This window comes from Cupriavidus sp. 30B13 (assembly GCF_049059565.2).
GTDB lineage: Bacteria > Pseudomonadota > Gammaproteobacteria > Burkholderiales > Burkholderiaceae > Cupriavidus.
Map to the genome: position 1 here is coordinate 1993315 of NZ_CP188224.1, position 12814 is coordinate 2006128.

The following is a 12814-nucleotide window of genomic DNA, read 5'->3' on the forward strand; positions in this document are numbered from 1 at the left end:
GTGGATCAGCGTTCGCCCTTGCGGTAGGGCTTCATCAGCGCCTGCGGATAGGTCGCGCGCCGCGCCACCAGCACCAGCGCAAGGATCGACAGCACATAGGGCAGCATCAGGTAAAGCTGGTACGGCAGCGCCGGCAGCCCGGGCAGGCTGGCGCCGCTTTGCTGCAGGCGCAGTTGCAGCGCGTCGAACGCGGCGAACAGCACCGCGCCGGCCAGCGCGCGCCCGGGGCGCCACGAGGCGAATACCACCAGCGCCACGCAGATCCAGCCGCGGCCGTTGATCATGTTGAAGAAGAAGGCGTTGAAGGCGGACAGCGTCAGGAAGGCGCCGCCCACCGCCATCAGCGCGGAGCCTGCCATCACCGCGCCGATGCGCATGGCGCCCACGCTGATGCCCTGCCCCTCGGCCGCGGCCGGGTTTTCGCCGACCATGCGCACGGCCAGGCCGAGCGGCGTGCGGTAGAGCAGCCAGCCCACCAGCGGCACCAGCGCCAGCGCCAGCAGCGTCAGCGCGGTCTCCTCGCCCAGCACCGGGCCCAGCAGGCCGCCGAGCAGCGGAATCTCGCCGATCCAGCGCATCGGCCCGAAAGGCGTGATGGTGGGCGGCGTGGACACCGAGGCAAAACCAAGCCGGTAGGCGTAGTAGGACAAGCTGGTGGCCAGCATCGTCACGCCAAGCCCGGCCACGTGCTGCGACAGCGCCAGGCTGACCGTGAGCCAGCCGTGCAGCAGGCCGAACGCCAGCCCGACACCGGCGGCCACCGCCACCCCGCCCCACAGCGGCATGCCGTGATAGACCGCCAGCCAGCCGCCGAAGGCGCCGGCCACCATGATCCCTTCGATGCCCAGGTTGAGCACGCCGGCGCGCTCGCACAGCAGCACGCCGAGCGTGCCGAACACCAGCGGCGTGGCCACGCGCAGCACCGCGATCCAGAATGGCGCCGAGGCCACGATATCGAGCAGTTCCATCAGGCCACCTTGCGCAGGGTGTCGAAGCGGATGCGGTAGCGCGTGAGCATGGTCGCCACCAGCATGGCCAGCAGCGCCACCGCCACGATCACGTCGGCGATGGTATTGGGCACGCCCACCGCGCGGCTCATGCCGTCGGCCCCGACCAGCACGCCGGCCACGAACACCGAGGCCGCCACCACGCCCAGCGGATGCAGTCCGGCCAGCATGGCGATCACCACGCCCGCGTAGCCGTAGCCCGGCGAGATGTCCAGCGTGAGATAGCTGGTGCGGCCCGCCACCTCCACCACGCCGGCCAGCCCCGCCAGCGCGCCCGACAGCAGCGCGGTCCACATCGTCACGCGCCGCACCGGCACGCCGGCGAAAGCCGCGGCGCGCGCGTTGGCGCCCACCGCGCGCATCTGCAGGCCGAACACGGTAAAGCGGTTGACCGCCCACAGGATCGCCACCAGCGCGCACGCCAGCAGCAGGCCGCTGTGCACGCGCGAGCGCGCCATCAGCTTGGACAGCTCCAGCTCGGGCACCAGCGGCACCGACTGCGGCCAGCCCATCGCCGTGGCGTCTTTCATCGGCCCGTCCAGCATCATCGAGACAAACAGCAGCACGATGAAGTTGCCGAGCAAGGTGGTCACCACCTCGTCCACGCCGAGCCGGGTCTTGAGCCACGCGGCGCCCAGCAGCAGCAAGGCGCCCGCCAGCATGCCGGCCGCCACCATCAGCGCGAAGTGCGCGGCCGCCGGCAGGTGTTCCGCCCACGGCGCCACCGCGCCGTCGACCTGCCCGCCCACGGCCACCGCCGCCAGCGCGCCAAGATAGAGCTGCCCCTCGGCGCCGATATTGAACAGCCGCGCGCGGAACGCCACCGCCACCGACAGCCCGGTAAGGATCAGCGGCGTGGCGCGCGTCAGCGTCTCGGACCACGCGAAGCGCGAGCCGAAGCCGCCCTCGAGCAGCAACGCGTAGGCGCGCCCCACCGGCGCGCCGGCCCAGCGCACCAGCACCGCGCAGATCAGCAGGGTGGCCGCGATGGCCAGGATGGGCGCGGCCAGCATGGCCACGCGCGAGACACGCGATGTGCCGGTCCGGGGTTCAAGCCGCATGCAGCACCTCCCCGTGGCCGGCGCCGCCGCGCGCGCCATCGCCGGCGCCGGCCATCGCCAGGCCCAGCTCCGCCAGCGTCCAGGCCGCGGTCGGGCGTGCCTCGGTCAGGTGGCCGGCATGCATGACCGCGATGCGGTCGGCCAGCGCGTGGAGTTCGTCGAGATCTTCCGAGATCAGCAGCACGGCGGCGCCCTCGCGCGCCGCCTCCAGCAGGCGCGCGCGCACGTAGGCCACCGCGCCGATGTCCAGTCCCCAGGTCGGCTGGCTGGCCACCACCAGCAGCGGCGCGCGGCCCTCCCCGCGCACCGACAGCGCCCGGCCCAGGATCAGCTTCTGCATGTTGCCGCCGGACATCGTGCGCGCCGGCACGTCGATGCCGGCGGTGCGCACGTCGAAGCGCGCCACCAGCTCGCGCGCGAAGCGCTGCGCCGCCGCGCGGCGGATCACGCCGGCGCGCGAGAAACGCGGCTGGCCGAGCTGTTCGCTGGCGGCGTTCTCCCATACCGCGAGGTCGCCCACCACGCCAACCGCATGCCGGTCCTCCGGCACGCGCGCCACGCCCGCGCCGATCCACGCGCGCGGCCGCGCCGGCATCGGCAGGCCGGCCAGCGCGACGCGGCCTTCGGTGGCCGCCAGCGTGCCGCTGAGCAGCTCCGCCAGCGCCGCCTGCCCGTTGCCCGACACGCCCGCGATGCCGACGATCTCGCCGGCGCGCACCTGCAGGCTGAGCCGGTCCAGCAGCATCCGCCCGTCCGCGCCGCGCGCCCCGGCCTGCTCCAGCGCCAGCACCACCGGCGCCGCGTCCTCCGCGCCCTGCGCCGATGGCGCCCGCTCCGGCATGGCGACCACGCGCCCCACCATCAGCTCGGCCAGTTCCGCCTTGCCGGTCTGCGCCGCGGCGCGCTGCGCCACCAGCTTGCCGCCGCGCAGCACGGCGATGCGGTCGGACACCCGCAGCACCTCGTCGAGCTTGTGGCTGATGAAGATCACCGACAAGCCCTGCGCAATCAGCTGCGCCAGCGTGGCGAACAGGGTCTCGGCCTCGTGCGGCGTCAGCACCGCGGTGGGTTCGTCCAGGATCAGCACGCGCGCGCCGCGGTACAGGGCCTTGACGATCTCCACGCGCTGGCGCTCGCCGACCGACAGTTCGCCCACGCGCGCGTTCGGCCGCAGCGCGAGGCCGAAGCGCTGCGCCAGCGCCAGCACCTTCGCGCGCGCGGCGCGGCGCTCCAGCCGCCACTGCCACAGGGGCTGGGTGCCGAGCAGGATGTTGTCCAGCACGGACAGGTTGTCGGCCAGCGTGAAATGCTGGTGCACCATGCCGATGCCGGCCGCCAGCGCCGCGCGCGGCTGGCCCGGCGGCAACGGCCGGCCGTCGACCTCCACCGTGCCGGCATCGGCCACGTAGTGGCCGAACAGGATGCTGACCAGGGTGCTCTTGCCGGCGCCGTTCTCGCCCAGCAGGGCCAGCACCTCGCCGCGCTGCAGCTCCAGCGAGATGGCGTCGTTGGCCAGCAGCGTGCCGAAGCGCTTGGTGATGCCGCTCAGGCGGAGGATGGGAGTGGGCATGGAAGCGGAATGCTGGGTATCGGGGATGCGAATGGTTCGCTCCCCTCTCCCGCACGCGGAAGAGGAGAGCGAGCCGAAGGGAATGCCGGCTGCGTCGCCAAGGTCCGGCCTCACTGCGTCGACTTCGGCTCCGTCTCCACCACCTTCACCACGAACTTGCCGTCGAGAATGGCTTTCTCCTTCGCCTTGACCTTGGCCATCACGTCGGCCGGCACCTTGCCTTCGAAGGTGCCCAGCGGCGCCAGCTCGGCGCCCTTGAATTTCATCAGCGAGTAAGGGCCGTAGTCCTCGTTCTTGAACTGCCCCGACTTGACCTTGGCCAGCGCCGCGGCCACCGTGGGCTCCATGTTCCACAGCGCCGAGGCCACCACCGTGGCGGGATACTGCGGCTGGGTGTTGATGACGTTGCCGATGGCCAGCTTGCCCTTTTCCTTGGCCGCGTCCGAGACGCCGAAGCGTTCCGCGTAGAGCACGTCCGCGCCCTTGTCGATCATGGCGAAGGCGGCTTCCTTGGCCTTGGGCGGATCGAACCACGAGCCGATGAAGCTGACCGTGAACTTCACCTTGGGATTGACCTCGCGCGCGCCTTCCATGAAGGCGTGCATCAGGCGGTTGACCTCGGGAATGGCGTAGCCGCCGACCATGCCGATATGGTTGGTCTTGGTGATGCCGCCGGCGATCATGCCGGTCAGGTAGGACGGCTCCTGGATGTAGTTGTCGAACACCGAGAAGTTGGGCGCCTGGGGCTTGCCGGACGAGCCCATCAGGAAAGCGGTCTTGGGATAGTCCTTGGCCACCTTGCGCGCGGCCGCCTCGACCGCGAAGGACTCGCCCAGGATCAGCGCCGAGCCCTGCTCGGCGTACTGGCGCAGCACGCGTTCGTAGTCGGCGTTGGACACGCTTTCCGAGAACACGTAGTCGATCTCGCCGCGTGCCTTGGCCTCGTTGAGCGCCTTGTGGATGCGCGACACCCACTGCTGCTCGACCGGCACCGTGTAGACCGCCGCGACCTTCACCTTGGCCTGCGCCAGCGCCGGCTGCATGCCGGCCAGCGCGCTCGCGCCGGCAGCGGCCGCCGCGAGCTTCAACCAGGTCCTGCGCTTGCCCTCAAACCTCATGACTTTCTCCCCTTGTTGACGATAACTCCATGGCCAGGCCGTCCGGCTCCAGCCCGCAGCCGCGCAGCAGCAGCCGTACCAGGTGGTCGGTGGCCTGTTCGAAATCGCGCTGGCCCAGGTGGCTCACCCCGAGCACGGCGCATACCTGCGACTCAAAATCGGCATAGGTCTGGGTGGCGGCCCAGATCGTGAAAAACAGGTGGCGCGGGTCCACGCTGGCCATCTCGCCGCGCGCGATCCACTCCTTGATCACGCCGGCCTTGCGCACCACCAGCGCGCGCAGGGCGCCGCTGAGCACGTCGCGGATCTCCGGCGCGCCGTGCAGCAGCTCGTTGGCGAACACGCGCGAGGCGTCCGGGTGGCTGGCCGACAGCCGCATCTTGGCGCGGATGTACTGCTCCAGCGCCACCTGCGGGCGCTGCTCGGCGGTGATGATGTCGGTCTCGGACAGCCACAGCGCCAGCGTGTGCGCCAGCACCGCGCGGTACAGCGCCTGCTTGGTGCGGAAGTAGTAATGCAGGTTGGACTTGGGCACGCCGGCGCGCGCGGCGATCTCGGCCATGGTGGCGCCGGCGAACCCGGCGCGCGCGAACACGTATTCGGCCGCGCGCAGGATCAGCGCCTCGTTCTCCTGGCGAATGCGCCCGCCCGCCGCTTCCCGCGGCGGCGGAAAGCATGGCGGCTGCGCCGTGGCCGGCGCCCCCATCACTTGGTGCCGTAAAGCCGGTCGCCCGCATCGCCCAGGCCGGGCACGATGTAGCCGTGCTCGTTCAGCTCCTCGTCGATGGCGGCGGTGACGATGGCCACGTCCGGGTGCGCCGCCTGCAAGGCGCGCAGGCCCGGGCGCGAGGCGATCAGGCAGACGTACTTGAGCGTGCTCACGCCGGCCTCCTTGAGGCGGTTGAGCGCCGCGATGGCGGAATTGCCGGTGGCCAGCATCGGGTCCACCACGATCACCAGCCGCTCCTGGATGTCCTCCGGCATCTTGAAGTAGTACTCGACCGGCTCCAGCGTATCGGGGTCGCGGTACAGCCCGATATGGCCCACGCGCGCCGCCGGCAGCAGGTCCAGCATGCCGTCCAGGAAGCCGTTGCCGGCGCGCAGGATCGACACCAGGCACAGCTTCTTGCCCGACAGCACCGGCGACTCCATCGGCGCGATCGGCGTCTTGATGGCGATGGTCTCCATGGCCAGGTCGCGCGTGGCCTCGTAGGTCAGCAACTGGCTGATCTCGCGCACCAGCCGCCGGAAATTGTCGGTGGTGGTGTCTTCGCTGCGCACCAGCGTGACCTTGTGCTGCACGAGCGGGTGGTCCACCACCATCACCGATGGCGTGACGGGCGGTACGGCGGAAAGGTCGGTCATGTTGCGCTCCTCGGGAGGCGAATCGCGAAAAGATCTGCCGCGCGCCGCATGGGGCGCGCGGCGTGCCGGCTAGAACACGGTGCCGTCGCTGTCGATGGCGAACGGCGGCGCGCCGCCCGGGCGGCGCTTGGCGGCAATGCGCCGCCCCGCCGCCCAGGTGCCGCCCTCGAGCACGCGCGCCAGCGGAAAGTCCGCTGCCGACAGCCCGAGCGCCTCGCGCACCGACGCCGCCACCAGGTCCAGCCCGGTGACGGTGAGCGCGCGCCACTCCACGATGACCGGCTCGTCCACCGTATGCGTGAGCGTGGCGAAGGCCGGGTCGCGCGGCACCATCAGCTCGAAATCGAACAGCAGGCCGCCGTTGCGGTATTCGGGCAGCCCGGTGAGGACTTCGAGGCCGGTCACGGTCAGGCCCGCATCTTCCAGCGGCTCCAGCAGCGAATACGTCAGCCATTGCGTGAGCTTGTGGAACGGCACCAGCCCGTCGGGGCTGGCCGGGTGATGCCAGCAGTCGCCCAGCGAGACGCCGTCGAGCCTGACGCGGCCCGGCCACACCGGCCCCAGCGCCACCAGCAGCGTGGTCAGCACGAAGCCGGCCTCGATGCGGCCGTCGACGGCATGCGCCTTGAGGTAGTCGTACAGGTTGCCCAGCCGCGCCGGCGCGCCGAACACGGCCGGGGTGGCCTGCGCCACTTCGCCGAGCCGGCGCAGCAGCCCGGCCCGGCCTTCCAGGCCGACCAGCGGATTGTGCTGGGCCACCTGGAAGGCGGTGGCGATGGACGACGCATCGATGCGCATCAGCCGCTCGGCGTCGGCGCGCAGCGGCTGGCCGTGCTCGGCGGAGAAACCGCCGCGCGCGAACAGGTCGAAGCTGGCCACGCCGAGCCCCTCCGAGCGCGTGAGCAGCAGGTCGCTGGCCGGGTCGCGGTAGCGCCAGTCGGGTCCCGCGCCGGCATCGAGCAGCACGCTGGGGATCACCAGGTCGATGCCGATGCGGGCCCGCTCCTCGCGGTCGGCCTCGCCGGACAAGCCGCCGCGCTCGCACAGGATCTGCCAGCGGTCCAGCTTCTCGCCGCCCTGGCCGCTCTCGAAATGGCGCCAGCGGCTGTGATACGGCACCTTGAGGTCCGGGTAGCGCTGGCGGATGGTGGCCGCCACGTAGTCGGCCACGGCGGGAATGCGGTCCGGGTGCCAGGTAAACAGCGCCGACGCGCCGGCCGCCACATGCTCGGTCACGGCCGCGCAGCGCGCGCGCACGGCCTGGCCGGTCAGCAGCGCCGCGGCCGGGTGCCCCGGCGGCACGGGACTGGCCCAGCCGGCTGCATCGGTGAAGCCATCGGACGCGCCGCCCGGCGCGCCCGCTTCAGGTGTCTCGTTCATTCGTCCAGTCCTCTACCCTTTGCCAGCGCCAGTTCTTCCGCGTCGGGCGGGGTATAGCTCGTGAAGTAGCCAGCCGCTACCTTGGCGTCGATTTCCACGCGGGCGTCGGCCGGGATCAGCGCATCGGGGATCGCCACCTGCTCGACCACTTCGATGCCCTGGGCGGTCAGCGCCCCGTGCTTCATGTTGCTCATCGAGGCCCAGCGATCGATGCGCTTGATGCCGAGCCAGTGGAAGACGTCGGGCATGAGCTCCTGGAAGCGCATGTCCTGCACGCCCGCCACGCATTCCGTGCGCGCGAAATAGGTCTCGGCGCGGTCGCCGCCGACCTGGCGCTTGCGCGCGTTGTAGACCAGGAACTTGGTGACCTCGCCCAGCGCCCGGCCTTCCTTGCGGTTGTAGACCACCAGCCCGACGCCGCCCTGCTGCGCCATCTCGATGCAGACCTCGATGCCATGCGCGAGGTAAGGCCTGCAGGTACAGATGTCGGAGCCGAACACGTCGGAGCCGTTGCATTCGTCGTGCACGCGGCATGCCACCCTGGTCTCGGGCTTGCCGAGCTGGCCGACGTCGCCGAAAAAGTACAGCGTCATGCCCCCGATGGGCGGCAGGAACACCTTGAGATCCGCCCGCGTCACCAGCTCCGGGAACATCCCGCTGGTCTGCTCGAACAGCGCGCGGCGCAGCGCGCTTTCCTTGATGTCGAAGCGCCGCGCCAGCCCGGGCAGGTACCAGACCGGGTCGATGGCGGCCTTGGTGACGCGCACGTCGCCGTTGGCATGCAGGATCTGGCCGTCCGGCACCAGCCGCCCCGCGGCGATGGCGCCCGCCAGCTCGGGCATGTTGATGTGGGCGCGCGTGATGGCGATGGAAGGGCGGATATCGATGCCGGCGGCGATGCGGTCGGCGAACGCGGTGGACACCAGGTGGCCCCAGGGATCCAGCGAGACGATCTTGTCCGGGTCGGCCCACTGCGGATGCGGGCCGATGACCTCGGCCGGCGCGGTATCGGTCAGGTCGGCGCGGTGGTCGCGCTGCAGCTTGCCCGAGGCCACCGCCAGCGCGCGATACACCGCGTAGGCGCCCGAGTGGGTGCCGATCACGTTGCGCTGGGCCGGATTGGTGAGGCTGGCGATCACGGGGCCGCGCTCGGCGGCGGTGGCTGCCCCCCAGTGAATGGGCTCCGCCGGCTTGTCGCGGCGGGCGTGCGAGGTCAGGACGATATGATCGGACATGGCAGCCTCGAAACAGGAATCCTGACCAAACGGTCAGGTTTACGACTTCATAGTAGGCAACCTTCGTGCCATATCCTAATGCTCGTTTTTACCGTGTGTTGCACAGCAAACCATGGCAGGGCGGCGGCATCGCACCGCGCGCGTGCGGCGCAACGCGGGACGCTGCCGGCTTGTGGTGCAGCGGCACCATGTGGAAGCGGCGCCCGGTCCTGGGGAACCGGGCGCCGCCTGCATGCGCGCGAACGGGCCGCGATGGGCCGAGATGGAAGCCGGGCCGGCCGGCGCCGGCGTCAGGTGGACCGCTCCCGGCCAACCGCCTGGCGCTGCGCCCGGGCCCCGGCAGGAGCCGCCCACAGCGCCTGGCGCAATGCGCCCAGCGCCGCCCCGCTTTCCACATAGCGATGGAACAGTGCGCCGGCCGCGTTGCTCAGCAGCCACGCGGCGATCATGCCGAGCGCATTGAGCACCGGCTGCTGCGGTGCAAGGTGGGACACCACCGCGTTGACCACCAGGCAGATCGGGAAATGGACCAGAAACACCGAGTAAGAAATACGTCCGAAAAATGCCAGCATACTGGCGCGCGGCCAGTGCTCCAGCCAGCCGCCGCGGCGCGCCACGCCGAGCAGCAGGGCCACCGCCAGCGCCACCGCGATGCGCAGGCGGAAATCCACGATCAGCGCGGCCGCCACCGCCGCGCCCAGCACCAGCAGCGCCACCGGCGAGCGCCCGGGCGCGGAGGCCCAGAACGCCAGCGTGCCCATGCCGTAGGCGCCGAAGAAATAGATTGCCCACACGTCCCAGGCGGCATCGCGGTTGAACCAGAACAGCGACGCCAGCGCCAGGCCGGACACCGCCAGCACGCCCAGCGCCGCGCCGCCCGCTTCGAGCCGCCGCGCGCACGCGCGCGCCGCCCACAGCGCGACGATCAGCAGGGCGAACAACTGCAGGTCGATGGCCACGTACCAGACCCCCGCCGAAAGCGCGTCGAAATCGAGCACGTTGTGCAGCAGCAGCACATGCGCCAGGAACTGGTGCAGGCCGGGCGCGCCGGGAATGGAATCGTGATGCATCCAGGTGCGCGCGATGGCGGCGCCGGCGATGGCGATCAGGATGGCCACGGTATAAGGCACCACCAGCTTCTGGTAGCGGCGCCAGATCGCCAGCAGCGGATGCGGCACCGTCAGGTGGCCGCCGGGCGCCAGGCTGCGCGCGGCCAGGAAGCCGCTGATGACCAGGAAAGCCTGTACCGCGATGCGCGCGTACTGCGAGAACCAGTCGAGCAGATCGGGCGCCAGCACGTGGGCCGCGTCGGACATGGGGCCGTAGAAGGCAAGGTGATGCAGCACGATCAACTGCGAGCTGATCGCCTTGAGTGCGTCAATGCACGCCATGCGCGAAGGACGGGGGCTCATTGTTATAAGAACGCGACAAAGTGCAGGAGGCGTGATTCTACTCCTATGTGTGCATGACGCACCGCACCAGTGCGGCACCGCCGCCTGGGCCACTTCACCGCCGCCCCGATTCCCTTTCCGGGTGCGTTTATGCCGCGCCCTGCTCAGCCGCCCCGCCGGCACGAAAACCACGTCAGCACCATCGCCGCGCCCAGCCCCGCCCAGTAGTCGGTGGGCGCCACGCCCAGCCAGTGAATGTGCCAGGGCACGAACTCCGGCGCGAAGCGGGCCAGGCCGTAGGCCGGGTTGAGCACGAACCAGAGAAAGTCCTCCGTGACCCAGAACACCATGATGCAGGCCACGACCCGGGCCTGCGCGCGCCAGTTCCAGCGGCCGGCGAACAGCAGCGGGAAATGGAAGAACAGCGCCACGCAGGGAAACACCCAGGCGTGATAGCCGGTCATGGGGCGGCCGCCCCAGAAGATATCCAGCAGCCAGTGATGCTCGATGCGCCAGGTGGGCAGGTTGGCGGCCCAGCCCGCGGCGCCTTCGATCTGGATTTCGACGTTGGCGAAGAAGTACGCCAGCAGCATGGTCCAGCCGAGCGTCAGTGCCAGCGCCAGCGGGTGCCGCGGGGGCCAGGCCTGCGCGTGCGGCGGCAGCGCGGACAGGTTCAGCGAGCGCATCGGTCCGTCCCCGCCGGCGCCGGCTGCGGCCACCCCGGCAGTTGCGCCAGCACGGCCTGCAGCACCTGCCGGGCGGCCGCCGGGCGGCCCAGCGCGCGGGCGCGCTCGCGCATCTGCGCCAGCCGCGCCGGCTCGCCCAGCAGCAGGCGCACGCGGTATTCGAGCGAGACCAGGTCCACCGCCTTGAGCGCGGCGCCCTGCTCCAGCAGGTAATCCGCATTGCGCTCTTCCTGTCCGGGAATCGGCGCGTTGACGATCATCGGCACGCCCATCGCCAGGCACTCGGAGGTGGTGAGGCCGCCGGGCTTGGTGATGACGAGGTCCGAGCAGCCCATCAGCCGCGCCACTTCGTCGATGAAGCCGAACGGAAACAGCTGGCCGGGCCGGGCGGCGGCGAGCGTCCCGAGGCGCCCGAGCGCGGCCTCGTTGCGCCCGGCCATCACGATCAGCTGGAAACCGTGGTCCAGCCGCAGCAGCGCCTCGGCCACCTCGTCCAGGCCGCCGAGGCCGGCGCCACCGCCCATCAGCATGATGGTGCGCCGCGCCGGGTCGAGCCCGAAATGCGCGGCGCATGCCTGCCGGTCCTGCGGCTGGGTGAAGGCCGGCACCACCGGGATGCCGGTGGCGTGGATGCGGCCCGGCTCGATGCGGCTGGCGCGCATGCGGAAAGCGATCTCCTCGCTGGCGGCGAAGTAGCCGGCCATATGCGGGATCACCCACATGCCGTGCAGGTCGAAGTCGGTCACCTGCACCCACACCGGCACCGCCAGGCGCTGGCGGCGCACTTCGTGCATCAGGATCTCGGCGGGCAGGAAATGCGTGCAGACGATGGCGTCCGGCGCGAACTCGTCGATCGCGCGGCGCAGCGCGCGCGTGCTCAGCCGCTCGGCGGCGCGCCGCAGCTTCTGCATCGGCGCGGCCGGGTCGGCCTCGGAGGTGTGGGCGTAGAGCATGCCCCACAAGGCCGGATAACTGTTGACCAGCTTGATGTAGAAGTCCGTGTAGAGCTTGCGGAAGGTGGCCGGCACATAGCCCATCACGTCGAGATGGAGGGTCCGCACTGCGGGAAATTCGGCCTGCGCCGTCAGGCGCAGCGCCTCGGCCGCGCGCATGTGGCCGGCGCCGGCGGAAACGCTGAGAAACAGGATTTTGTGCTGCGGCGTCGGCGGCATCTGCGGCATCGGCGATATCGGTTCGGGTTACTTCATCACAAAGGACTTGACCAGGGTCAGCTCGCCGGGCTTGCGCATCGGCACGCGGAAGACCTGCTGCTTCTCGCTGGGCGTGTTCTCGTCGGTGACGACCGCCACCTGCGCCACCGTGATGGCTGCCGGGCCCGCGCCGCTGCCGTAGTAGTTCACGTAGACGAGGTAGGTGCCGGGCGGCGGCGCGGCGATCGAATAGATCTCGGGCCCGTAGCCGGTGGTCACGTCGACGTCGAGCGCGCCGCCGTTGCCGGCGACGCGGTGGGCGTAGAAGGTGTGCTGGCCGTCGGGCGACACCACGTGCAGGTCGAGGTCGGTGGCGTCGCTGTCCCAGGACAGTACCACGCGCAGGCGCGGGCGCGTGCGGCCCTGGTAGTCGTCATAGAACTGCACGCGCTTGCCGGCGCCCTGCGCGCTGCGCATCTCCACGCTGTTGCTGCCGCCGGAAAAGGCATACGGCCGCGAGAAGCTGCCGTCCTCTTCCACGCGCTGCGGCATGGCGATGCCGTTGACCACCAGCGTGGCGACAGACCCGCCAGCATTGCCCTTGGGCGACGAGCGGATGCGCCCGGCGATCGTCGCGCTGGCGGCCTGGCCGGCCGGCGTGGACACCGACACGGCCGGATAGTGGACTTCCTGCGTGTAGGAAGCCGTGTCGCCGGCGGAGTTGCGCCAGCCGTTGCGCGGCGTGGCGAACTCGATGGCGTCGTCGGCATGTGCCGCGGCGGCCAGCAGCGGCAGGATCAGGCTGGCCAGAACGAGGTTCGGCTTGCGATGCATATCCACGGTCCCATCT

At 70.7% G+C, this 12814-nt stretch carries 12 protein-coding genes; all 12 read right to left on the reverse strand.

Annotation, left to right across the window (positions count from 1 at the left end):
• Window positions 1-5: 5 nt before the first annotated feature.
• The 12 genes from ACKI2N_RS27940 to ACKI2N_RS27995 all read right to left on the reverse strand — a co-directional run bounded on the left by ACKI2N_RS27940 (window position 6) and on the right by ACKI2N_RS27995 (window position 12798).
• On the reverse strand, window positions 6-971 hold the full coding sequence (locus ACKI2N_RS27940; RefSeq protein ID WP_420995414.1) for an ABC transporter permease: 966 nt from the start codon (window positions 969-971) through the stop codon (window positions 6-8).
• Window positions 968-2068: an ABC transporter permease gene (locus ACKI2N_RS27945; protein ID WP_420995375.1), complete on the reverse strand. Its 1101-nt coding sequence runs from the start codon at window positions 2066-2068 to the stop codon at window positions 968-970. Before ACKI2N_RS27945 ends, ACKI2N_RS27940 begins: the two co-directional genes overlap by 4 nt.
• Window positions 2058-3638 (reverse strand): ABC transporter ATP-binding protein, encoded by a 1581-nt coding sequence (locus ACKI2N_RS27950; RefSeq protein ID WP_420995374.1) that lies wholly within the window; start codon window positions 3636-3638, stop codon window positions 2058-2060. Before ACKI2N_RS27950 ends, ACKI2N_RS27945 begins: the two co-directional genes overlap by 11 nt.
• 110 nt (window positions 3639-3748) lie before the next feature.
• Window positions 3749-4756, reverse strand: a complete 1008-nt coding sequence (locus ACKI2N_RS27955; protein ID WP_420995373.1) for a BMP family protein — start codon at window positions 4754-4756, stop codon at window positions 3749-3751.
• Window positions 4746-5462 (reverse strand): TetR/AcrR family transcriptional regulator, encoded by a 717-nt coding sequence (locus ACKI2N_RS27960; RefSeq protein ID WP_420995372.1) that lies wholly within the window; start codon window positions 5460-5462, stop codon window positions 4746-4748. Before ACKI2N_RS27960 ends, ACKI2N_RS27955 begins: the two co-directional genes overlap by 11 nt.
• Window positions 5462-6121 carry a uracil phosphoribosyltransferase gene (gene upp / locus ACKI2N_RS27965; RefSeq protein WP_420995371.1) on the reverse strand — a complete coding sequence of 220 codons (660 nt, stop codon included), beginning with the start codon at window positions 6119-6121 and terminating at the stop codon, window positions 5462-5464. The genes ACKI2N_RS27960 and upp overlap by 1 nt, the downstream gene beginning before the upstream one ends.
• A 69-nt stretch (window positions 6122-6190) precedes the next feature.
• Entirely contained in the window at window positions 6191-7501 is a 1311-nt protein-coding gene (locus ACKI2N_RS27970; protein ID WP_420995370.1) for a URC4/urg3 family protein, read from the reverse strand.
• The gene (locus ACKI2N_RS27975) at window positions 7498-8736 is read right to left on the reverse strand and encodes a GTP cyclohydrolase II (RefSeq protein WP_420995369.1); all 1239 of its coding nucleotides are present in this window, start codon (window positions 8734-8736) and stop codon (window positions 7498-7500) included. The genes ACKI2N_RS27970 and ACKI2N_RS27975 overlap by 4 nt, the downstream gene beginning before the upstream one ends.
• 290 nt (window positions 8737-9026) lie before the next feature.
• Entirely contained in the window at window positions 9027-10148 is a 1122-nt protein-coding gene (locus ACKI2N_RS27980) for an acyltransferase family protein (RefSeq protein ID WP_420995368.1), read from the reverse strand.
• 143 nt (window positions 10149-10291) lie between these two features.
• Window positions 10292-10813: a hypothetical protein gene (locus tag ACKI2N_RS27985; protein WP_420995367.1), complete on the reverse strand. Its 522-nt coding sequence runs from the start codon at window positions 10811-10813 to the stop codon at window positions 10292-10294.
• Window positions 10801-11985 carry an MGDG synthase family glycosyltransferase gene (locus tag ACKI2N_RS27990; RefSeq protein ID WP_420995413.1) on the reverse strand — a complete coding sequence of 395 codons (1185 nt, stop codon included), beginning with the start codon at window positions 11983-11985 and terminating at the stop codon, window positions 10801-10803. Before ACKI2N_RS27990 ends, ACKI2N_RS27985 begins: the two co-directional genes overlap by 13 nt.
• A 27-nt stretch (window positions 11986-12012) precedes the next feature.
• Window positions 12013-12798, reverse strand: coding sequence for a YfaP family protein (locus ACKI2N_RS27995; RefSeq protein ID WP_420995412.1), 786 nt, complete (start codon window positions 12796-12798; stop codon window positions 12013-12015).
• Window positions 12799-12814 lie beyond the last annotated feature (16 nt).